This window comes from Geobacter sp., assembly GCF_030834625.1.
Classification (GTDB): domain Bacteria; phylum Desulfobacterota; class Desulfuromonadia; order Geobacterales; family Geobacteraceae; genus Geobacter.
Genome location: NZ_JAUQXO010000065.1, coordinates 77,663 through 100,177 on the forward strand (window position 1 = coordinate 77,663; position 22,515 = coordinate 100,177).

The window sequence follows — 22,515 nt, forward strand, 5'->3', positions numbered from 1 at the left end:
CCTCCGTCCTTAGTGGAACGACAACCCGCCGTCGTGGACGATCATCTGGCCCGTGATGAAGGCGCTGTCATCGGAGGAGAGGAACAGGGCCAGGCCGATGAGGTCCTCGGGCACCGCTTCCCTTTTCAGGCAACGGGCCTGGAGCTGCAGCTCTTCCAGGGGTGGCAGGTCCAGCTTCTTGTTCTTGTCGAAGTTGTTGCCGCCGTCGGAATGGGTGAAGCCGGGGGCTATGGTGTTGACATTGATCTTGTAGTCCCCCAGCTCCCGGGCCATGGAGCGGGTGAGGGCCATGATCGCACCCTTGGATGCAACGTAGTGGGGCATGCCGGGCACCCCTTCGTTGATGGAGGAGGAGCCGATGTTGATGATCTTGCCCCCCTTGGCCTTCATGTAGGGGAATACCGCCTTCATGCAGTTGAACTGGCCGAGGACGTTGATTTCCATGACCTTCATGAACTCCTGGGGTGTACATTCGGTAAACGGTTTCAGCACGATGCTGCCGAAGATGGCGGCATTGTTGAGCAGGATGTCGACGGAGCCGAACTTTTCAGCCGCGGCCTTGGCCATGGCGTCGCACTGCTCCTGGCTGCTGACGTCGGTTTTGATGTAAATGGCGTCACTGCCTGCCTTTTTCACTGCCTCCACTGCCTTCTCGCCGTCAAGGACATCGGCGATGACGATCTTTGCCCCTTCCTTGGCAAGGCCCACGGCGTATGCCGCGCCGATTCCCTGTGCCGCTCCGGTGATGATTGCAACTTTTCCGGTGAGTTTTCCCATGGCTAGTATCTCCTTTTTGGGTAATGTGCTAAATCCGCTGCAAAGTGTATTGACTGGTCATGCTGCCTTGTCCTGCCTGTAAATGGACAAGGCCTCTTCGTTTCTGAAATATCTCATGGCCGCATCGGCCAGGGCTTCCATCTCGTTCTCGCCTGGATTGAGGAGGACCGGGGCGATGAAGGAGATCTTCTTCTGCAGGCTTTTCAGAAGCACCTTGGAATAGGCCAGGCTGCCGGTGAGGGCGATGACGTCCACTTCCCCCTCAAGGACCGCTGCGCAGGCGCCGATCTCCTTGGCCACCTGGTAGATCATCGCTTCATAGACCTCCGCCGCCTTCTGGTCCCCGTCGGCGATCCTCTTCTCGATTTCAACGGCATCGGTCGTCCCCAGGTAGGCGAACAGGCCACCCCTTCCGGTCAGGAGCTTCAGGACCTCATTTTTTTCATATTCGCCGCTGAAGCAGAGCTTGACCAGATCGCCGGCCGGCAGGGATCCGGCCCGCTCCGGAGAGAAGGGGCCGTCGCCGTCAAGGGCATTATTGACATCGATGATCTTCCCCCTGCGGTGGGCTCCTACCGATATGCCCCCTCCGAGGTGGGCAACGATCAGGTTGATTTCGTCGTATTTCTTCCCCAGTTCGGCGGCCACCTTCCTGGCGGTGGCCTTCTGGTTGAGGGCGTGGAAGCTGCTCTGCCTGCTGATCTCGGGAATGCCGCTGTACCTGGCCGAGGTGCACAATTCGTCGGTCATGGGAGGATCGGCGGTGAGGACCGGGATATTGAACTGGTTGCCCAGGTCAAAGGCGACAAGTCCCCCCACATTGATGGGGTGGCCGCCATAGATACCGCTTTTCATGTCCTCGATCATTTTCGGGCAGATCCGGTAGATGCCGCCGGGAAGGGGCCTGACGTTACCACCCCGGCAGGCGATGGCGTCCATTTCGCCCATGGAGAGGTTGTTGTCGGCGAGAACCTGGAAGATTGCCTCCCTGCGGAAATCATACTGGTCCCAGATGGTGGGAAACTTCCTGAGTTCCGCGTCGTCATGCTTTACCGACTGATTGATGATCATCCTCCCTTCGGTAAAGACGCCGATTTTTGTCGAGGTGGAGCCGGGATTGATAATCAGTATTTTCTTGTCGTCCATCGTTTTTCCCTCCGGAAGAGTGCCGATCCCTGTGAACTTCCTAGAATGAATAAACCAGGTCGATCCAGAGCTGATTGGCTTCGATACGGTTTTCGGCGGACACCGGAAGCACATACTTGCCGATGAGGGCAAACTTGCCGCTTTGGTAGCGGGCTGCCGGCCCCATGGAAAACTCGAAATCCTTGGTGTCGGAACGCTTCTTGCCGCCGATTTCATCGTCTTCGAGCCCTTGCCAGATCCAGCCGGTAACGCCGAGCTTCAGGTCTTTCGTCACGGCATAGTTCACGTTGTAGTCCATGTGTATCGCCTGCCCCGTTTGATACCCCTTGAGACCCGTTCCTGGTTCCCTATAATCGCTGTTCTTGGTGTGATAGGAGTACATGAGCTTGGCGCTCACCTCCATGCCGTTCTGGAAAAGACCCGTTACTGCCACGACCGGTTCTATGACAAAGGCATTGTTGCCCGCGTTGATCGGCTTTTTGGAATCGAAGCTGCCGGTTGGGGTGATGATGTCCAATACCGTCAGCCAGTGCCAGGTCGGGGTGTGCCACGCCATGCCGACCCCGAAGTAAACATCGCCGAGACCACCATCATGCCCTTCCACGGTGACCGGGCCCCCTGGCGTATTCACCTTAACGTCAGCCTCCACAGTCAGCAGGGGAATGATGGAGTGCATCAGGAAGTTACCGCCGAAGAGTCCCTTTTCCGATACATAGATCGGCCGGAAGGCGATGGCTGTAAGAGTTCCTTTCCCGTCAGCCAATCCCTGCCCCTTGTTTTCGATCTTTTTAATGTCCATGAAGACGTTGTAGTCGATCAGGTGAAGTCCCGGCGGGGGAGCGGCTCCCGCATAGAAATCGGCCGTGCCGTTGAAGGAACTGGAATTGAAGGCCCAAGCCGCCGACTGGATAAAGACAAAAGTGGCCAAACAAATGCTTGCTATCAGGACTTTTACCGTTTTCATCATTTCGCCTCCTTAAGCCAGATTGATCCCGGATTTGCCCGGTGACAGGATGTTGTTGGGGTCCAGCGCCTTCTTGATGGTGCGGTTGAGCCTTCGCATCGCCGGACCGTAGGAGTCGGCCACCTTGTCCATGAAGGCGGTGTTGGTACGGCCGACTGCCCAGCCGTGCTTGGTGAATACACTGATCAGCTCGTTGAAGCAGTTGTGGGCCCGTTTCATCTCCTCGGGTTTCGTGCGGTCGAAGCGCAGATCGACAACGTGACGCGCGTCGTACCAGAAGAAGCTGAACTCGCTCAGATAGTCGAAGCCGTGCCGGTTGAGGATCTCGGCGGCCACCCTGGCCTGTTGGGCGCACTCGGCCGGACGGGCGGCCGCTGTGGGGGCGAACTTCATGGAGCCGCCGCCGGGGCGCCACCGGTCGAGGGGGCTATGATGGGTAATCCCCCCCATCATGAGCTGTTTCCGGTATTCGAAGGCCGGATCACCCTTGGCCTCCTGTTCGGTGATAATTCTGATCTTGTTGCCGAAGGCCTGTTTGAAGGTGCCGGAGACGTACATCCAGTTCAGCGCCACCTGCTCGGGAGAGCCGTAGACGGCCCCGTAGAGGTTCCAGGCGCCCACGTCGCGGCTGATCAGCTTGCCGGAGGATATGGCTCCCGCTCCCGGGTTGAAGAAGCGGCCGTTGTTCTTCCGGTCAGTGGCGAAACGGGTGGCCGCTTCCCAGCCGGAGTTGACCAGGGCGCAGGCGTTGGGCACGATCTGGGCCTGGCGCAGGAACATGACCGGTTTGATGATGTCGGCCAACATTTCGTTCTTCGGGAATCTGATGCAGAAAGGCTTGTAGCCGCCCGGGGGCGGGGCGCCCATCAGCCAGGCGCCGACTTTAGTGACGATCCCGTTGTTCGCCTGGGAGAAAAGACCGTCCACATAGGGGCCGAATCCCCACTTGAACACCTGCCAGCTGGTGGAATTGGGAATCCCGCCCATGCCGGTCTTGAGGAGGGTTCCGTCCGCCAGCACCACCTCCATGCCGCAGGAAAAGAGGAAATCCTCGCTGTAGGGAGTGTAGCCGCTGCCGCGTTCCAGGATATTTCCGGCGATGCTGACGTTGGCCGAAGGGGCCGGGGCGTCGAGCCACAGGTTCATCTTGTTGCGGGTGAGGTACTCCTGCAGCTCGCCGTAGGTCACGCCGGGCTCCACCAGGCAGTACCCCAACTCCCGATCAACCTCGATGATCTTCTTCATGTTCCGCAGATCGAGCACTATCTGTCCGGCCGTGGCCGGCGCCGAGGAGCCGTACCCTTCGTTCTCGCCGTTGCATACCGTCCAGAGCGGCGTCTTGTACTTGTTGGCGATGCCGACGATGGCCTGGACCTCTTTGGCGGTGGTCGGGTAGAGCGCCGCGGAAGGGGGGGTCAAGGCATCCCTTTGGGCGATGGTGGTCGCAAGGTAGGGTTTCAGGGATGCCTGATCGGTGCGGACACGCCCGTCCCCCAGAAGGGAGCGATACTCATTGATCGCTTTGGTGAAGGCTTGTTCTGTAACGCCCTTGGGGAGCGCAAGGAAACGACTCATCTCATACCTCCTCTACCGTTGTCGTTACAGCGGAATATCCAGGTTGATGCCCGATTTGCCGGGGGCCAGGATATTGTTGGGGTCCAGGGCCTTTTTCAAGGTGCGGTGGATCTTGCGCATCTCGGGGCCGTAGGTGTTGGCCGCCTTTTCCATGAAGGCGATGTTGGTGCGATAGGTGCCGTACCCGTTCTTGGTGAAAACCTTCAGCAGTTCGTCGAAGCACTGATAGGCCCGGTGCATCTCCTCCGGCTGGGTGCGGTCGTAGAGCAGGTCGATGATGTGGTGCATTTCACGCCAGCCGACAATATACTCGGAGACATAGTCGAAACCGTGCTTGTTGAGGATGTCGGTGGCAATCCGCATCTGCTTGTCGCACTCGGACGGCCTGGCGGCGGCTACCGGGGCGAACCACATGGAGCCTCCGCCGCCGCGCCAGTTGTAGAGGCCGAACTCCTGCAGGGTGCTCCCTCCCATCATCAACTGACGTCGATACTCGAAGATGGGGTCGTCCTTTGCTTCCTTCTCGGTGATGATCTGGACCTGGTTGCCGAACTTGGCCTTGAAGGCACCCGAGACATATTTCCAGTTGAGGGCAACCTGCTCGGGGGAGCCGTAGAGGGCGGCGTAGAAGTTCCAGGCGCCGATCTTGAACTTGTCCATGATTTCCTGGAACACCTTGGGGGGGAGACTTCCCTTTCCTTTGTAGAAGGTGCTCCGGTTGGTCCCCTTGCCGTTCTTGTCGTAGGTGAAGTAGCCGGCCGCTTCCCAGCCGGCGTTGACCACGACGCAGGCGTTGGGGATGATCTGGGCCAGGCGCAGGGGCATGAAAGTCTTGACGATATCGCCCAGCATCTCCACCTTGGGAAATTTCATCAGAAACGGCATGTACCCCCCCGGCGGCGGGCCCTTCAGGAGCCAGACGCCGAGTTTTGTGATGATTCCATAGTTGGACTGGGTGAAGATGCCATCCAGGTAAGGCCCGTATCCCCATTTGCTGGCCTGCCAGCTGGTGGAGTTCGGTACTCCGCCTGTGCCGGTGCGCACTACATCACCGTTGGCCAGGACCACCTCCATGCCACAGGAGACGAGGAAGTGCTCGCCGTAGGGGGTGTAGCCGACGCCCCGGTCTGCCGTGTTCCCCACCGGGCTGGCCATGGCCGAAGGGGCGGGGACGTCGACCCAGAGGTTCATATTGTGCTTCTTGAAGTACTGCTGCAGGTCGTAGTAGGTCACCCCCGGCTCCACCAGGCAGTACCCCAGCTCTTCATCCACATGGACAATCTTCTTCATGGTCTTCAGATCGAGCACGATCTGCCCCCGGGTGGCCGGGGCGGCGGAGCCGTACCCCATGTTTTTCCCGGTACTGACCGTCCAGAGGGGCGTGCGGTACTTGTTGGCTATGGCCACGATGGCCTGGATCTCTTTGACCGTTCTGGGGAGAATGGCCGCCGAGGGCTTGTGGAGCTCCTCGGTCTGCGGGATCATGATCTTCATGTAGGACTGCAGGGAAGCCGGGTCGGTGCGTACCCGGTCCTCGCCCAGGAGTGCACGGTATTCCGCGATCGCCAGTGCGAATGTTGCTTCCGTCACTCCTTTGGGAAGTGCGATGAAACGACTCATTTCAAACCTCCTCGGTTACAGCTGAACGGAAAACGTTACCCGGTTCCGGTCTTCGTAGGTGATGTAGTGGAAGCAGCCGCCGCAATCGACGATCGCTTCGTGAACGATGGCAAAGGTCGCCGGGTCCACGACGCCGACAAGGGTGTTGGCGTTCAGCCGCGCTTCCTCGTAGAGAGTCCTGGTAGTGAAATAGTTGTCGCCGAGGGACCCGGCGAGGGGGTGAACAGTCCATGAGCCGGGTGCGTTATTGTTCATCATTTCGACGAAATCGCTTGCCTTGCCGAGGCTGGGGACGTAGAGGCAAAGGCCTTTGATCTGACTCGGCACGGCTGCCTCTGCCTTGCGGGGGGTGGCAACTGCCGTTCCTGTCGCTGCCAGTGCCGCGACGGCCGTGAAAACCTGCTTGAAAAATCCCCTTCTTCCGGTCTCCATCATTTTTTGCCCCCTCCTTCCTTTACCGGCACCGGCTTGTAGCCGGGATGAGTCTTGCGGTATGCCGCCACTTCCTTCAGGTAGGTGACGATGGCGTTCAGTTCCTTCGGGCTCACTTCCGATACCCTGAAGGCAGGCATGGCATTGAAGCCGAAGCGCGTGTTGTTGCGGATGTACTGTTCGTGCAGCGGGTTGCCGCTCTTCGAGATCATGTCGAAGATGCCTGTGGGGCCGATCTGCACCCCTTCCTTGTGGCACATCACGCAGTACATGGCGAAGACGTAGGGCATTTTCGGCGGTGCATCCTGCGCCCGCGCCCCGGAGCCCGGCAGGAGCATCCCGAAGGCCAGCGTTGCCGCCGTTATCAACAAGATTTTCCGGTTCATACTCTCACTCCTCGTAGGTAAGGTTTTCAGCGTCGCGGGGGTGTCCGGCCGCATCACCGCCCGGCATTGTCCTCATCTCCGGCTGCGGGGGACAAATCGGGCTCCGGCACGACGTCGTCCAGCTTCGGAGGTACAAAGTCCGCTTTTGCCTTGGCGGTGTAGTGCCGCGTAAATTCCCGCCGGGTCAGGCTCAGCACATAGGTGGCCAGGTATTCGATCTGTTCGTCGCTCAGGGCGGGGCGAGACATGGGAGAGCCCGGGCTGACCTTCTTGGGGTCTTTGAAGTGCTCGATGACCCAGGCCTGCTTGGAGTGTCCCCCTTCGACGTAGTTGTAGTCGAAGCCGCCGGGGTCCTTGTCGGCGAAGGCACTCAGGTCTGGGCCGACTCCGCCCCCCTGGTCATCGATCTTGTGGCAGCCGGCGCAGTGCATTTCCTTGTAGAGTTCGCGCCCCTTGACGAGCCGGTCGGCACCGATGGCTTCGTAGTCCTTGTGGCAGTAGCCGCAGCGGGACTGCATCAACCCTTTGGACACCAGCGTTATCGGCCAGTTGGGAATGGTGCTGTGGGATGAGCCGTAAAAGGTCGTCGCCTGTCCCTGGCCGCCGTGACAGATGGTGCAGCCGAACTTTTCCACCGGATGATGCTTCATCAGCTCCGGGTTGGGGTGGGTCGTATACGGCTGCTTTTCGCCCGCGAAAAGGGGGTCGTCGATCCCCAGGTGGCAGGTGGTGCAGCGCTCGATCTCCTTGAACTCGCCGATGACCACCTGCCTGATCTCAGGCTCCATGGCCGCAACCCTGTCATAGAACGTCGGGTTGGCGTCCCGCTTGATTTTCTTCAGCAGCATCTCTTTGTATTCCTGCTGATAGTCCTTCCATTCCCGCTGTCCGTCGCGAATCACCGTCATCCCCAGCAGGGCGATGCAGGCCAGGCCGCAGACGATGCAGAATGTTGTAAGCTTGCGCAGAACCGCTTTTTCCATCTGCTTATCCTCCTAGGTTCGGATCTGTAAGGGTCCTGCCGTCAGACTACGAGTTTGGTGCGCTTCTGGTTCACCTTCGAGGTGTCGACCACGATGGCTCCCGTATGGTCCATAAACATCTCGTACCAGGGGAGATCTGTCGGGGCGGGCCCCCCCTGAACCTCACCCTTGTGGGCAAAGGTGGAGCCGTGGCAGGGGCACATGTATCCGACGTCAGGGTCGTTTTCCACCGGCTTTATCAGGCATCCCAGATGGGTGCAGACCAGGGAGATAGCATGCATGCCGTCGCGCTCCCTGACGACCTCGATCCCGCGGCCTTCAATGACGATGCGGCTTCCGATGGGGAAGTTGCTCAGGGCACCGACCTTGAAGACCTTGGACGGCTCGTAAAGTACATTGGGCTTCAAATAGCGGACGCACTGGAGAGCGCCTCCCCCGACCCCGACGGCCAACGCCGCGACGCCCATTTTTTTCACGAAGTCTCTACGGTCTTCATCGACCGGCCCATCTGAATTTTTGAAGGGAAGGATCGTTGCGCCGGTGCTGTTTTGGGAACTCATATCTTTTCTCCTTTCCACGGGGTAATGGGGCTTGATCATGACCACGGCAGGTACAGATGCCAGTTGGGTCCCCGCAGGAACTGTCCGATGAGGATGAGAACGACCATGACGACCACGAACACCGTGAACAGAGCGGTGGCTACCCGGCGGTCGCGGGAGAACCAGACCCCCGTCCCCTTCGGATTCCTGTCCAGGTAGGGGAGGAGCAGGAGGGTGAGGACGATGAGGGCGGGAGTGGCAATCCCTCCCAGAAACGCCGAGTAGCTCACCAGTTCCTGGATTCCGACGAAATACCAGGGGGCCTTGGCCGGGTTGGTGGAGTGCAGCGGATTGGCCGCCTCTTCCAGCGGGGCGTTGAAGATGAGGGAAACGCCGAGAATCACGGCTAATACCAGGAGAAAGAGCGCCAGCTCGCGCACCATGAGGTGCGGCCAGCTCTGCACCGTGTCTTCGGGTCCTTTCTCCACGTTGAAGGTTTCGCCGTCGACAATCGCCATCAGGGAGTATGTTTTGTTGGGGTCTTTCGGGAACATTTCTTCTTTTTTCACTGCTTTCATGTCAGAACCTCCTTGCTCGTCTTTTACGGATGTGCCCGGATTCAGTCGTTCAAGGGCCGTGAGAGGCCGCCGTCCTTGCGGATTCTCCAGAAATGGACTCCCAGCAGGACGACGGCGACCAGGGGAAGGACGGCAACGTGCAGTACGTAGAACCGCAGGAGCGCCATCTGCCCGACCTCATTGCCTCCGAGCAGGAGAAAGCGCACCTTCTCGCCGATCCCCGGCATGTAGGCGGCGATGTTGGAGCCGACGGTGACGGCCCAGAAGGCCAGCTGGTCCCAGGGGAGCAGGTATCCGGTAAAGCTCAGGAAGAGCGTCACGAGCAGCAGACTGACCCCGATGACCCAGTTGAATTCCCTGGGCGCCTTGTAGGAGCCGGTATAGAAGACCCGGCACATATGCAGGAAGGCAAAGGCGACCATGGCATGGGCTGACCAACGGTGAACATTTCGCAGTACCACGCCGAAAGAGACGACATACTCGAGGTCTTTCATGTTTCTGTAGGCCAGTTCGGTGGAAGGGGTGTAATAGAACATCAGCAGCAGGCCTGAAGCGATCAGAATGAGAAAAAGATAGAAGGAAATCAGTCCCAGGCCGAAGGTGTACCCCGCGCGCAGGGAGTTGAGATGGACCCTTACCGGATGAACATGCAGGAACATGTTGCCGAAAACGGCCGCGGCCCGTTCCTGTTCCGCAGTTCCTCCTCCCCGCCGGATAATGGATTCCTTGATGTTCCTGGGGAGATGTCTGATGGACTCTTTCAAACTGTAGGCTGTTTCACTCATGATTAGTCTCCACGTACATGCTCAGGTAGTTTGCTATTCCCATTCCTCTTGACTGTAAAACTCCGCCATGGTTATTGCTCCCCCGGGGCACCGTCGGGCACACATCCCGCAGCTGACGCAACGGCTCTCGTCCTTGATGATCGCAGTCATCCCACGGGTACGGGGCGACGCCTTCTCAAGCGCATCGGTCAGCTTGGCGACCTTCTCGTCACCCTGGATATCCGCCACCCGGACCAGCCTCAGGGCACCATTCACACAGGTTTCCGCACAGGTTCCGCAAAGAAGGCACCGCGATCGGTCAAATACGGCCTGGATGCTGCACTGCCGGCACCTGGCGGCCTGCTGGCGCGCCTGGGCTTCGTCGTAACCAAGGGTGATCTCCTCTTTGGTCCTGATTCTTTCGCTGGCTGCCCGTTTCGGGATCTTTATCGGCGCGATGGTCTCGCAACGGGTATTCTCGAAGTCCGGCGCCAGTGCTCTCATGTATCCTTTCTTCCTCACTTCCAGTGTCTTGCCGCCAAGATAGCCATGGATGGCGCGGGCCGCCTTTTGTCCGTCGGCGATGGCGTCCGTTGCGTTCCTGGTGAATCGCCAGCGGACATCGCCGCCGACAAAGACTCCGGGAAGGTTGGTGGACATGTCTTCTGCCGCGCGAATCAGGCCGTTTGGAGTCATCTCCAGCCCCTCCAGCCCCGACAGGGACGGAGCTGTGGAGGCTTGTCCCACCGCCAGTATCACCGAATCGACTTCAAGGATGGTGGTGCTGTTCGGGACAAAGGTGGGGCTGAACTTCCCCTCGGCATCGAATACCGAGCTCACTTTCAGGAACTCGACCCTGGTTACGCGCCCCTCGTGCCCCAAAAATCGCCTCGGGCCCAGAGAGGGATGAAACACGATGCCCTCTTCCTGGGCATCCTCTTTTTCCGACAGGCTCGCCGGCATCGTCTCCCATGACTCCAGACAGGCAATCATCACCTGCCCGGCCCCCTGGCGCACGGCATGCTGGGCGCAGTCGATTGCCACCCCGCCCCCTCCGATGACGAGGCAGCGCTTCCCCAGCGAGATCTTTTCATAGTCCCGCACGTAATCGACGCCGCTGTATATCCCCTTGAGGTCGGTGCCTTCCATATCAAGGATTCTCAAGGGATCCTGAAGGCCGATGGTGATAAATACCGCCTCGTAGCCCTGCGCACGGAGGTCGGCCAGGGACTGGTCCCTGCCGATGGGGCTGTTCAGCTTCAGTTCCACCCCAAGCTCCAGGATGGCGTCGATCTCTTGCTGGAGTATTTCCTTTGGCAACCGAAAGCCCGGAATCCCGGTCCGCAGCATCCCACCCGGCAGGGAAGCAGCCTCAAAGATCGTCACCCGGTAGCCGAGCAGGGCAAGATCGTGAGCGGCCGACAGGCCGGTCGGACCTGAACCCACGATGGCCACCCGGGCGGCAGCTTTGCGGGAACTCTCCCTGGCCTCTTTGACCTTCCGAAACTGCCTGGACATGGTCAAAATATGGTTGCCCGTCCGGTCGCCCACCCACTCAGCCTGTTGCGACAACTCATCGAGCCTTTTCGCGACAGCATGGGGTGACGCCACACCATGCCGGTCGCAGGCAAATCGTTTCAGAGCCCGAATGTCCACCGGGCTCCCCTCATCCTTTTTCCGGCAGGACTTCTCGCAGGGGGCGGTGCAGACCCTGCTGCAAACGGAAACCAGGGGGTTGGTCTGTCTGGCGATGAGGAAGGCCTTCTCGTAATCCCCGTCGGTTATGGCTTTTACGTACCTCTTGGTATCCGTTCCCAGGGGGCAGGCGCTTTGACATGCCATCAATGCCTGATAGTCCTCGATCTCCAGGATCTTTACCTGATATTTGCCTTTGAGGTTTTTCATCGTCTTCTCCTCTGTCAGTTGCGTCTGTTGCTCGACTGCACCTGCTGAAATGATTGTCACAAAGGGTCATGGTCACCTATCAGAGAAGTTCTGCTGCTCGTCGCCAAAGTCACCGCCTCACTCCGGAGCAGGCGGTGGTCCGGATGGGGGGAGGGGGGCCCGCAGGAAATAGAAGTTGTGGATAAGCGTTAGCAGCGCGATGAAGTGCAAGGTATAGAGAACGGAAACAACGTTGATATCGAACGGAAGTCCTGCTGCTTGCACCTTGGCGGCAATGGGCTGCATCAGTACCCGAAGCAGGGCAATCCAGACGAAGGCCAGAGCAATTTCCGTGAGGAAGTTGCAGATGCCCCGTTTGGGCTGCTTGTACTTGAGAAAGGGGTAGTAGCCGAAGATTGCCCCATGGAAGTTCTGCATGCCGATGATGGATCCGGCAACTGCGGCAAAGGAGAATGTCGGGCTCATGAACTTGAGGCTTATGGTCCAGCAGAGCCAGCCAAGCACAATGCACATAACCGTATTGGCAACTTGGCCCCACGGCTGGCCAAGCTTGTAGAACGGCCATTGCTGAAAAGTAAGCACGTTGGAGAAGGCCTGTATCCAGACGATGATCCAGACCAGGAGACCAAAGAACCATTCAGCCTGGAAGGGACCGGCGGGGTCATAGGTGGCGCCGGCAACGGGGGTGCCGCTCAGATTGACCAGTTGCCAAAGGAGCGCCGTGATTAAAAGAATGATCAATCCCCCCCCGATGCCTCGCACGGCGGGCGAGCATTTCTGGTTGAGGGGCCAGCCGTTCCAGACCATGGAATACCAGAGGGTGACGGTAAAGAGGATGATGCCCCACCAGAATCCGACGGGGAAAAGGGGAATCCTGGGGTAGATAGTGCTGGTGAAGAGGGGGCCGGCGAAGCTGACAACCACCAGAAGAGCAGTTGTCGCCAGCCCGGGCTTCCAGTAACTCTGGCCAGGGCGCCAGCTGCCGAGGGGGGGAGCAAAGGGCCATCCTCCGGAAACCAGGGGAGAGAAAACAACCAGGCTGTAGAGGAGATAAAAGGAAGCGGGCAGAATCACGGTAAAGAGGAACGCTGTAGGGATGAAAAACATCATTGCCCAGCTTATCGCCATGAAAACCAGAAGGTAGAGACCCAGTTGAGCGATGCCCGGGACCGCGGCAGTTGTGCAAGCACCAACGCCAGCCAATTCGTTTTGCGCCAGTTCTTCCATGGTTACCCCGTGCTGCCCATCATTCATTGCGTTCATGGTCAACTCCCGTCCTTTCAGATCCTCTTTGCTCCTGAGCGCCCTGCTAGAGTTAGCGAAAATAAAAAACGAGGTTATTGCATTCGGTAATGTATGTAGTACCTGTGTAAGCGTGTCTCGCAGATTGTTAATTTTATTAGCATGGCATATGCCAAACGCTGTTGTAAAAATCCGCATGGTAATTGGGTGATGACGAAAAGGCACGACTGAACCGGCTTTGCGGATTTGTGGGGGTTCCTGTGGGGCGGTTGCTTCGCCTGGATTGGCTGAATCCATCGTTTAATTATTTGATGAAGTGCAGTCGATTGGGAGGAGGATATTGATCAAATGGTGAAATGTGAGTGAAAATGAACGGGAGAGATCGTAGCCTGGGCTATTGCCAACAGGGGCTTGAGGCCGAATATTATGCAGCAGGATCCCTATGAGCCTGGAATGAGGCACAATTTTCATTAAATTAAAATAAATTCAGGATATTCGAGCTGAATAAAACAACGTTAGTTAGAAACCTGTAACTCTGTGTGAGGCTCTGTGGATAAGCGTTTGATGGGGATAATAAGTGGTACGATGGGCTTGTTAACCATTAATCTGGACAACATGCGTGTAATGATATAACATAGTTTTAGTATTGCTAAAACTATAATAACTAGCAGGTTTCCCATGTATAAATATAGCGGTAAACCCAGACCTGTCCGCGACACGAGCGACACCGATCTGCGCTCTCGTTTGAGGTTCTGCGCCGAATCCGGCCAGATATGGCTGCACGAGCATCGGATGCTCTTGATCCACGCCGAGGTCCAGGCTTCGTTGCGCAGGGAGTTGATCGACACTCTCGGCATGGACCGAGCTCGGGGGCTTCTCACCCGCATGGGGTACGCAGCCGGGATGCGGGACTTTGAGCTGGCACGCACCAGGGCTGGAAGTGATGGAGATGTGGAAGCGTTCATGGCCGGTCCGCAACTGCACATGCTGGAAGGTATTGCCAAGGTATCCACGGTCTCCCTGGAGTATGACCGAGACGCTGGCAGTTTCTACGCAGAGTTCATCTGGGAGAACTCCTGGGAGAGCGAGTGGCATAAGCACTATTACGGCACCTACTCGGAGCCGGTCTGCTGGAGCCAGATAGGGTATGCCTGTGCCTATGCTTCGTCCTTCATGGGGCGGCCCATTTTGTACAAGGAGTTACAGTGCGCCGGCATGGGTGAGAACCATTGCCGCATCGTAGGGAAACTTCTGGAAGATTGGGATGACGCAACGGAATATTCACGCTTTTTCGTCAAAGAATCGATTGCCGAGCAGTTGATCGATCTACAGACTCAAGTGGTTCAGCTGCGTTCGGCCATAGGCGAAAAAGAGAAACTTCCCGCTGACGTCATTGGAAATTCCAAGGCATTCCGGACTGCCTATGACATGCTGCAGCAGGCGGCTAAAAGCCAGATAACGGTGCTGTTATTAGGTGAGACCGGTGCTGGCAAGGAGGTATTTGCACGCGCTTTGCACAATCGCAGCAGTCGTTGCAACGAGTCTTTCATCGCCATCAACTGTGCCGCCATTCCCCACGATCTGGTGGAATCGGAGCTGTTTGGCGTGGAGAAGGGCGCCTTCACCGGCGCGCTAAGCGCCCGGCCGGGACGCTTCGAGCGGGCTAATGGGGGCACGCTGTTTCTTGATGAGATCGGTGATCTGCCGCTCTCGGCCCAGGTCAAGCTTCTGCGGGTCCTGCAGGAAGGTGAAATCGAGCGTCTTGGCGATCACAAGGTCAGAAAGATCGATGTGAGGCTGGTTGCAGCGACCAACGTTGATCTGAAGCAGCTGGTCAAGGAGGGGAAGTTTCGCTCGGATCTCTATTACCGGCTCAATGCCTTCCAGATAAACATCCCCCCCCTCAGGGAGCGCAAGGAGGATATTCCCCTGCTTGCCAACCGGTTTATCGAAAAGTATTCCGCCATCCACGGCAAGAAACTCAATGGCTTTACCGATAAGGCAATGCGGGCCATATTGGCCTACCCATGGCCGGGCAACATCCGTGAATTGCTGAACATGGTGGAGCGGGGTGTCATTCTCGCACCCAACGGTACCCGAATTGAGCTGGAACAGATGTTCTCCTCCAGCAGCATCGACCCGGCCATGGAATTCGGCCTCGACAGCAACGGCAGTCTGGGCGTTGATACTCGGGAGCCCGTGGAGGATCTGTACGAGTTTGTGATTAAAGGCAACATGACACTGGACACAGTGGAGGCCACCTTGATCGAATCGGCCGTAAAAACGGCCAACGGCAATCTTTCGGCAGCGGCACGAGCGCTTGGCCTGACCCGGCCACAACTCGCCTATCGGCTCAGGCGCCTGCAGGAGAATAGCGCGGCGCACTCCGACGTTGCCTTGGCACACGCCTCAGAGTGAGGTGGCACGGAACCAATCATGCCAACCAAAGTTGCTGAATATTTGCGTAATAAGCTCCGAAATAACAGGTCCCTTCTGGAAGATGAGGCATTTCGCCAGAGTTACGCGCTGTTGAGTGTCGTCTTTGACGAAGCGTTTCAGTTGATGGGGCTCCTGAAACCGGATGGAACTCTCATCAAGATCAATAAAACCGCATACCGCTCCATCGGAGGCAAGGAATCGGAAGTGATTGGCAAGCCCTTCTGGGACACCCCCTGGTGGGCACACTCTCGCGAAGAGCAGGAACGGCTGCGTAAGGCCATCAAGGCTGCTGCCCAGGGAGAGTTCATTCGCTTTGAAACGACCCATACGACCCATGATGGAAGACTTACGTACATAGATTTTTCGCTTAAACCCGTGAAAGATGAGAAGGGGAATGTCGTCCTTATCGTCCCGGAGGGGCGCGATATCACGGAACGAAGGAGTGCGGAAGTGGCACTGCGGGAGGCAGCGGTCAAATACCGGATCGTCGCCGACAACACGTTCAACTGGGAATTCTGGCTGAGCCCGGAAGGAAGGGTCATTTACACGTCACCTTCCTGCGAAAGGGTATGCGGCTATGAAGCCGAAGCATTCAATGCTGACCCGGGTTTGATCTGGGATATCGTTCATCCGGATGACCGGCAGCTTGTGGCCGTCCACAGGCACGATGTGAGAGAGGCAAAGGTTCTGGGCGAGGTCGAATTCCGCATCGTTCATCGGGATGGGAATATCCGCTGGATTCACCATGTCTGTCAGCCCGTATTCGACGACAATGGAAAATACCTTGGTATCCGGGGAAGCTTCTCCGACATCACAAAGCGGAAACAGGCCGAGGACAAGAATCTGCGACTGGCTGCCATAGTGGAGTCTTCCGATGATGCAATCATCGGCAAGACCATTGAAGGCATAATCACCAGCTGGAACAGGGGGGCGGAAAAGATATTCCTCTACAAAGAGGGTGAGGTGCTCGGCAAACCGGTAACGTTGCTCGTCCCGGCGGAATATGTCGATGAAGTGCGCCAGGTCCACGAAAGGATCAGGCGGGGCGAACACATCGACCATTTTGAAACCGTGCGCAGGAGAAAAGATGGGGAACTGATTCACATGTCCCTGACCTTTTCTCCCATCAAGGATGTCAAGGGAAGAGTCGTCGCCGTGTCAACCATAGGGCGCGACATCACCGAACAGAAAAAGGCCGCGGCCGCCCTCCTGGACAATGCCCGGATCAACCGGGAACTTGAGATAGCCAAGGAGATCCAGCAGTCGTTCCTGCCGGTATGCCCCTCGGCGCTGCCGGGGATGCTTATGGCTTGCTGCTGTCTCCCGGCGACCCATGTGGGGGGTGATTACTACGATTTCTTCGCTCTGGAAGAAGGCGCCATCGATATGGTCATCGCCGATGTCACCGGCCATAGTGTCGGCTCGTCCCTGTTGATGACCATGGCCCGAAGTGTGCTCAACGCCAAGGTCACCACCGGACGGTCGCCCGGAAAGCTTCTTGAAGTGGTGAATGACCTGCTCCACGATGATCTCTCACGGGCCGAGCTTCAGATCAGCATGTTCTATATCCGGCTGGACATCGATAACCATACCCTTTCCTACGCCAACGCCGGCCACAACCATCCTGTTTTGTACCGTTTAGAGGAAGGGGTTTTCGTTGAACTCGATGCTGATGGACTGATCATGGGGGTCAAAAAAGAGGTCGGATTCGAGGAAAAAAACATCCGGGTGGCGGCGGGGGACATCCTCATCCTCTATACCGATGGCGTAACGGAAGCGGAAAGTGCCGAGGGAGAGCTGTTTGGCATCGGGCGGCTCTGTGAGGCCATTGCCGAACACCGGGGCAGTCATCCGAGGGAGATCATGGCCGGGATTTTCCAAAGGCTGACCATATTTACCGGCGCCAAGCCTCTCTCTGACGATGTCGCGATGATTATTGCCAAAATTGCGCAATCAGATGATGAAGAGAGACAACGATGACCAAGTCCCGCGGTATCCGAAAAATTACCTGTGACGCAACCAACAGCGATCTGCGCTCCCTGGTACATTTCTGTGCCGAAACTGGTCAGATATGGCTGCACGAGCACCGCATGCTCCTGGTTCATGCCAATGCCCAAGGAGGGATGCGCAAGGAGTTGATAGACACCCTTGGCATGGACCGCGCACGCGGGCTTCTCATCCGCTTGGGCTTTGCATCGGGCATGAACGATGCCGAAGTCTTCAGCAGGCGGGATCAGGGGGCGACTGATTACGAAGCTTTCATGGTCGGCACCCAACTCCATACCCTTGAAGGTATCGTCAAAGTTACTACTCTCAAACTGGAAGCCGATCGCGCCGCCGGCAGGTACTACGGTGAGTTCCTGTGGGAAAACTCCTGGGAGGGGCAGTGGCACCGACACCAGTACGGTACCCATTCCGAACCGGTCTGTTGGAGCCAGATCGGCTATGCCTGTGGCTATACGACGGCCTTGATGGGCCGGCCGATTCTGTACAAAGAAATCGAGTGTATCGGCAAGGGCGACAACAACTGCCGCATCATCGGCAAGCCAATCGAGGAATGGGAGGACGCGGCCGACTACATACGCATCTTCAACCAAGAGTCCATTGCTGACCAGCTCATCGACTTGCAGACTCAGGTCGTGCAGTTGCGTTCGGCCATAAACGAGAAGGAAAAGCTCCCCGCGGATATAGTTGGAAATTCTCCGGCTTTCCGTGTCGCCTACGGACTGCTCAAGCAGGCGGCAAACAGCCAGATTACAGTGCTGCTTTTAGGTGAAACCGGTGTTGGCAAGGAGGTGTTCGCCCGATCACTGCACGAAATGGGTGTCCGCCACAACGAGTCTTTCATTGCCATCAACTGTGCCGCCATTCCCCACGATCTGGTGGAATCGGAGCTGTTCGGGGTGGAAAAGGGGGCTTTTACCGGTGCCCTTAACGCCCGGCCGGGACGCTTCGAGCGGGCCCACGGCGGCACGCTGTTTCTCGATGAGATCGGCGATCTGCCGCTCTCGGCGCAGGTGAAGCTGCTGCGGGTCCTGCAGGAAGGGGAAATCGAGCGCCTGGGCGATCACAAGGTCCGCAAGGTCGATGTGAGGCTGGTGGCGGCGACCAACGTCGACCTGAGACAACTGGTGAAGGAGGGGAAGTTCCGCTCGGATCTCTATTACCGGCTCAATGCCTTCCAGATAAACATCCCTCCACTCAGGGAGCGCAGGGAGGATATTCCTCTGCTTGCCAACCGGTTCATCGAAAAGTATTCCGCAATCCACGGCAAGAAGCTCAATGGTTTTACCGATAAGGCAATGCGGGCCATATTGGCCTACCCATGGCCGGGCAACATCCGTGAATTCATGAACATGGTGGAGCGGGGTGTCATTCTGGCTCCCAACGGCACCCGCATTGAGCTGGAACAGATGTTTTCGGCCGGAGGCAACGACGCAGGTCTTGAGTTTGGTCTCGACAGCAACGGAGGTTTGGGTATCGACCGTCAGGAACCGGGGAAGGATCTCTGCGAGGAGGTGTTGACCGGAGCCATGACGCTGGACCAGTGCGAGGCCTTGCTGATTAACACCGCCGTAAGTAAAGCGCAGGGTAATCTCTCCGCGGCAGCCAGGCTGCTCGGGCTGACCCGCCCGCAACTGGCCTATCGACTGAAGCGGTTGCAGGAAGAAGGGTCGGCGGGAAAAGCTGACAATGACTGATTTCGGGCGGGCGGAGTGATCCGGCCGCTGCCTGCAGTGATGTGAAAATCTGAAGGACAGCAATTTCCTTTGAATTGTAAAACAAGGTTGTGCGACCGTTTCACCATATGATAAAACTGCCGCATAGCCTCGTATCTGCTCAGGTTTTTCCCTTCAATATCGTGTCTGCCGCCGTTTCAGACCCTCCTTTACGTTTCCGAACTTGCTCGCCTCATAATGAAATCTGATTTTCATAAAAAATAACAGTCACGATTCCAGTAAGTTATACGCCAAGGTTGCATTTAGGTTTTGCTTGCTGCTGGAGCGGAACTTGCAAAACGGTATTATATACTGTTGCTGAGCGCCTGCTGTCGTCGGTGTCATGGGGTGATTGCGAAGCAACCGGAATAAATAAATTTGGATAAAAAGGAGAGTAGACATGATTAAATCATTCGATGAACTGATCGCCGCCGTACAGGAAAAGCCGAAGAAAAAAATCGCCATCGTCGCCCCGGAGGGAACGACGGTGATGAAGCTGGTCAAGCAGGCCCTTGAGGCAAATCTTGCCGAGTTCATCCTCGTGGGCGACGAGGAGAAGATAAAGGCCATGTCGGCGGAGGCCGGATTCGATTCCCATCTTGTTAACATAATAAACATTCCGGATCAGAAGGATGCTGCCGAAGAAGCGGTCAGGCTGGTGGTCGTGGGGAGCGCCAACGCCATCATGAAAGGCAACCTTCCCACAGCCACCTTCATGCGGGCAATCCTGGACAAGCAGAAGGGTTTGAACGACAACAGGGTGATCAGCGAGATCACCATCTACGAAAAGATCGTCGACGCACCGGGAGGCGGCTTTCGCTTTCTCACCGATTGCGCCATCAACGTCCAGCCGACCTTGGACGAGAAAAAGCAGATCATCGAAAATGCCGTCAATCTGGCCCACAAGCTGGGCAACTCGCTGCCGAAGGTGGCTGTGATTTCAGCCGTAGAGGTGGTGAACCCGGCCATGCCTGACACCATCGAAGCCGCGGCCCTGAGCAAAATGGCGGAGCGGGGCCAGATCGAAGGATGCCTGGTTGAGGGTCCGCTGGCCTTTGACAACGCCATCTCCCAGGAAGCGGCCAGATACAAGAAAATCAAGGGCGAGGTGGCCGGCCAGGCGGATATCATCATGGCGCCAAACCTGCTTTCGGCGAACCCGTTGCGGAAATGTCTGGTCTATTACACCCAGCAGCGGATCGCCACCGCGGTCATGGGTGCCAAGGCGCCGATCGTGCTCACGTCACGCTCCGATTCCGCGGAGACGATGTTGCTTACCATCGCCCTGGCAGCGTACATATCCTGATGATGGTTTGATGTCTCGGCGCAGAAGCATTCTGCTCGTCAGCAGAATGGGTAAGCTGAGCCTCGTGCACCCACCTTTTCTCCTCCCTTGAGGGAAAAGGTGGGTGCACGAGGCTCAACCGTCACCATAAAAGAGCTGTGTGGCGAGGTGAGAATGCTGCTGTACTGAAGAGGTGGGGAGCTGACTGATTGGCGAGACGGTACCCAGGAACTCCGTTCGATGAGCGCAGGATTCAGCTGTTCTGTGTGCTGTGTTCGGTTCGCTGGCGCGCGCCTTTCAGAGCGGTATCCAGGGTGATCGTGTCCAGAATCGCCTTGGTGAGGTCGTTGATTTCGTTGGCAATGCTTTTCAACTCCGCAAGTATCGGGATGTCTACTGGGCCTTTTTTGGGCACATCAAGCTCGGATTCCATATTTTCGAACATCTGGATAATGTCCAGCAATGTCGTTCGCTGAACGTTCCCCGAAAACCTATAGCCGCCGCCGACGCCGCGCACGGCCTGCACCAGTCCTTCATGGACCAGGTCGCGCATGATTTTTGCGAGATGGTGGGGAGAGACGCCGTATTTGGACGCAATCTCTCCGGTCGATAATTGCCGCTCCGGTTCGCTGGCCAGTTCCAGTACGGCAAACAGGGCGAACAGACTGGCTTTATTGAGCTTCATGGTATCCCCTCTCCAGGGTCAGACTAAACGGGCTTTTAGTGTAGTGATGTCGTATGCTTATGGTCGTTAAGGGCATAGAGTAACCCCGTCGGTTATTCGAGCGGTTTTTCCAGCTCAATATACTTGCCCGTCCGTAAGCCCATACTGCGCAAGAACGACAAAGCCAGTTTGTCATCACGATCAACCATGGTGCGCACTATCGTGACCCCGGCCTGTTTCAAACGGGCTGACATTTCGTCGAACATGCGTCTTCCGATGCCACCCTCGCGTGCTGTCGGCGAAACGGCAAAGGTAAACACCCAGCCGCAAGGTGGTGACCCGAACTCCCAGGCCCGGACTTCGCCGACAATGAATCCGAGGACCTTTCCGTTTGCTTCTGCCACGAGAAAAATCCGATCAGTCTTACCGCCGTTTATATAACGGTCAAAAATACCGCGCCAGTAATCAGGCTTTTCCGCCTTCGAACTGACTGTGTCCAAGGCGATTATATCGTTAAGATCGCTTGGCTTTGCGTTACGGATGGATAATTGATCGTTCATTCGTGACCTTGCCGGCATTCGCATTTGGTGGACCGAATCAGTGTTCCAATGACCCGGCTTGTGCGAAACTGCCCCCAAAATGATTTTTCTGTGCTCAAAAGTATTCGTTTGAAAGTGGTACCATAATACCGTAATAGGTTGAGGTATTCAAGCAGATTTCTGACATTAATTTTTGTATAATTATCCGCTCTGATTCATTGCGGTTGTAACTTGTTGAAAAAATTGAGCTATATCAAGTTGTGTGTGGGTCGTTATATTCCATACGTAACAAAATTGCTGTTGATGGAAGTCACCCAGATAGGGAAGGAATGCCATACGCGCTGTGCCATCTATTTATCAGCCGGTGACTGCGTGATGCCACAGGAGTGGATCTTCGCAAGGGTCTTGAAAGGCGGCGAGATTAAGTCGGGGGATCCACTTGATGTCGAGAATAGTGTAATTTGACCAGTCATGGTTTCTTTCTAGGCGGCAATTTTTTCCTTGACAGTAAAACGGTATTGAAGTACTAGATTACATAAATAAAATTTGTAACGTTGTTCTGAATAGTGGTTTGTTACCAAAATATCAAGCAGGGAGGAAAAACAATGGCCAGAACAGACGAGATAATTACAAGGACCGCACCGAATCATTTGATTGACCACAATCTGATCGACCGTGAGGTGGAGAGCCTGTGCGACGGCATGGTCCGCTACGAGAAGCGGCCGGCCAAGCGCCGTGACGGCTCAGTGGCAGAGGGACTCTACAACGCCTGGATCATTTTCAACAATCCCAAGCAGTACAACTCCTACACGACCGACATGGTCAAGGCCACCATCCTTGCGTTCCGGCGGGCCTCCGTCGATCGCGAGGTGAACGCCGTGGTGTTCACCGGCGTGGGCGACAAGGCGTTCTGTACCGGCGGCAACACCAAGGAATACGCAGAGTACTACGCCGGCAA

20 protein-coding genes and 1 pseudogene are annotated in these 22,515 nt (G+C 56.8%); 6 read left to right on the forward strand and 15 right to left on the reverse strand.

The window, feature by feature from the left end:
* Positions 1-9 precede the first annotated feature (9 nt).
* From RCH91_RS15510 to RCH91_RS15570, 13 genes are all read right to left on the reverse strand, one after another.
* Positions 10-777, reverse strand: coding sequence for an SDR family NAD(P)-dependent oxidoreductase (locus RCH91_RS15510; RefSeq protein WP_306535890.1), 768 nt, complete (start codon positions 775-777; stop codon positions 10-12).
* A 57-nt stretch (positions 778-834) separates the two neighbouring features.
* Positions 835-1,923 (reverse strand): butyrate kinase, encoded by a 1,089-nt coding sequence (buk, locus tag RCH91_RS15515; RefSeq protein ID WP_306535891.1) that lies wholly within the window; start codon positions 1,921-1,923, stop codon positions 835-837.
* Between the two features lie 40 nt (positions 1,924-1,963).
* Positions 1,964-2,887: a transporter gene (locus tag RCH91_RS15520; protein ID WP_306535892.1), complete on the reverse strand. Its 924-nt coding sequence runs from the start codon at positions 2,885-2,887 to the stop codon at positions 1,964-1,966.
* A gap of 12 nt (positions 2,888-2,899) precedes the next feature.
* Positions 2,900-4,462, reverse strand: a complete 1,563-nt coding sequence (locus RCH91_RS15525) for an FAD-binding oxidoreductase (RefSeq protein WP_306535893.1) — start codon at positions 4,460-4,462, stop codon at positions 2,900-2,902.
* 24 nt (positions 4,463-4,486) lie between these two features.
* Positions 4,487-6,082, reverse strand: a complete 1,596-nt coding sequence (locus RCH91_RS15530; protein ID WP_306535894.1) for an FAD-binding oxidoreductase — start codon at positions 6,080-6,082, stop codon at positions 4,487-4,489.
* A gap of 15 nt (positions 6,083-6,097) precedes the next feature.
* Positions 6,098-6,517, reverse strand: a complete 420-nt coding sequence (locus tag RCH91_RS15535) for a twin-arginine translocation pathway signal protein (protein WP_306535895.1) — start codon at positions 6,515-6,517, stop codon at positions 6,098-6,100.
* The gene (locus RCH91_RS15540) at positions 6,514-6,900 is read right to left on the reverse strand and encodes a cytochrome c (RefSeq protein ID WP_306535896.1); all 387 of its coding nucleotides are present in this window, start codon (positions 6,898-6,900) and stop codon (positions 6,514-6,516) included. The genes RCH91_RS15535 and RCH91_RS15540 overlap by 4 nt, the downstream gene beginning before the upstream one ends.
* 53 nt (positions 6,901-6,953) lie before the next feature.
* The gene (locus RCH91_RS15545; protein ID WP_306535897.1) at positions 6,954-7,883 is read right to left on the reverse strand and encodes a cytochrome c; all 930 of its coding nucleotides are present in this window, start codon (positions 7,881-7,883) and stop codon (positions 6,954-6,956) included.
* 41 nt (positions 7,884-7,924) lie between these two features.
* Positions 7,925-8,443, reverse strand: coding sequence for a ubiquinol-cytochrome c reductase iron-sulfur subunit (locus RCH91_RS15550; RefSeq protein WP_306535898.1), 519 nt, complete (start codon positions 8,441-8,443; stop codon positions 7,925-7,927).
* 35 nt (positions 8,444-8,478) lie between these two features.
* Positions 8,479-9,000, reverse strand: a complete 522-nt coding sequence (locus RCH91_RS15555) for a menaquinol oxidoreductase (protein WP_306535899.1) — start codon at positions 8,998-9,000, stop codon at positions 8,479-8,481.
* Positions 9,001-9,041: 41 nt separating this feature from the next.
* Positions 9,042-9,785 carry a cytochrome b N-terminal domain-containing protein gene (locus RCH91_RS15560; RefSeq protein WP_306535900.1) on the reverse strand — a complete coding sequence of 248 codons (744 nt, stop codon included), beginning with the start codon at positions 9,783-9,785 and terminating at the stop codon, positions 9,042-9,044.
* Between the two features lie 33 nt (positions 9,786-9,818).
* The gene (locus RCH91_RS15565) at positions 9,819-11,669 is read right to left on the reverse strand and encodes an FAD-dependent oxidoreductase (protein ID WP_306535901.1); all 1,851 of its coding nucleotides are present in this window, start codon (positions 11,667-11,669) and stop codon (positions 9,819-9,821) included.
* A gap of 117 nt (positions 11,670-11,786) precedes the next feature.
* Complete coding sequence (locus RCH91_RS15570) at positions 11,787-12,932, reverse strand: hypothetical protein (protein ID WP_306535902.1); 1,146 nt, start codon at positions 12,930-12,932, stop codon at positions 11,787-11,789.
* A 657-nt stretch (positions 12,933-13,589) separates the two neighbouring features.
* On the opposite strand from RCH91_RS15570, the gene RCH91_RS15575 reads away from it, so the two are divergent.
* The 4 genes from RCH91_RS15575 to RCH91_RS15590 all read left to right on the forward strand — a co-directional run bounded on the left by RCH91_RS15575 (position 13,590) and on the right by RCH91_RS15590 (position 20,375).
* The gene (locus RCH91_RS15575) at positions 13,590-15,329 is read left to right on the forward strand and encodes a sigma-54-dependent Fis family transcriptional regulator (protein WP_306535903.1); all 1,740 of its coding nucleotides are present in this window, start codon (positions 13,590-13,592) and stop codon (positions 15,327-15,329) included.
* Between the two features lie 18 nt (positions 15,330-15,347).
* On the forward strand, positions 15,348-17,330 hold the full coding sequence (locus RCH91_RS15580) for a PAS domain S-box protein (protein ID WP_306535904.1): 1,983 nt from the start codon (positions 15,348-15,350) through the stop codon (positions 17,328-17,330).
* Positions 17,327-19,051 carry a sigma-54-dependent Fis family transcriptional regulator gene (locus RCH91_RS15585; RefSeq protein ID WP_306535905.1) on the forward strand — a complete coding sequence of 575 codons (1,725 nt, stop codon included), beginning with the start codon at positions 17,327-17,329 and terminating at the stop codon, positions 19,049-19,051. The genes RCH91_RS15580 and RCH91_RS15585 overlap by 4 nt, the downstream gene beginning before the upstream one ends.
* A 418-nt stretch (positions 19,052-19,469) precedes the next feature.
* Positions 19,470-20,375, forward strand: a complete 906-nt coding sequence (locus RCH91_RS15590) for a bifunctional enoyl-CoA hydratase/phosphate acetyltransferase (protein ID WP_306535906.1) — start codon at positions 19,470-19,472, stop codon at positions 20,373-20,375.
* A 232-nt stretch (positions 20,376-20,607) separates the two neighbouring features.
* On the opposite strand, the gene RCH91_RS15595 is transcribed toward RCH91_RS15590, so the two are convergent.
* A complete protein-coding gene (locus RCH91_RS15595; protein WP_306535907.1) occupies positions 20,608-21,039 on the reverse strand; it encodes an Rrf2 family transcriptional regulator in 432 nt (143 codons plus the stop codon).
* Between the two features lie 92 nt (positions 21,040-21,131).
* The gene (locus RCH91_RS15600; protein ID WP_306535908.1) at positions 21,132-21,578 is read right to left on the reverse strand and encodes a GNAT family N-acetyltransferase; all 447 of its coding nucleotides are present in this window, start codon (positions 21,576-21,578) and stop codon (positions 21,132-21,134) included.
* Between the two features lie 279 nt (positions 21,579-21,857).
* Here RCH91_RS15600 and RCH91_RS15605 point away from each other — a divergent pair.
* Positions 21,858-22,022: pseudogene (locus RCH91_RS15605) on the forward strand (MOSC domain-containing protein); the annotation flags it as partial.
* Between the two features lie 140 nt (positions 22,023-22,162).
* The coding region (locus RCH91_RS15610) for an enoyl-CoA hydratase-related protein (protein WP_306535909.1) at positions 22,163-22,515 on the forward strand (353 nt) is incomplete at its 3' end.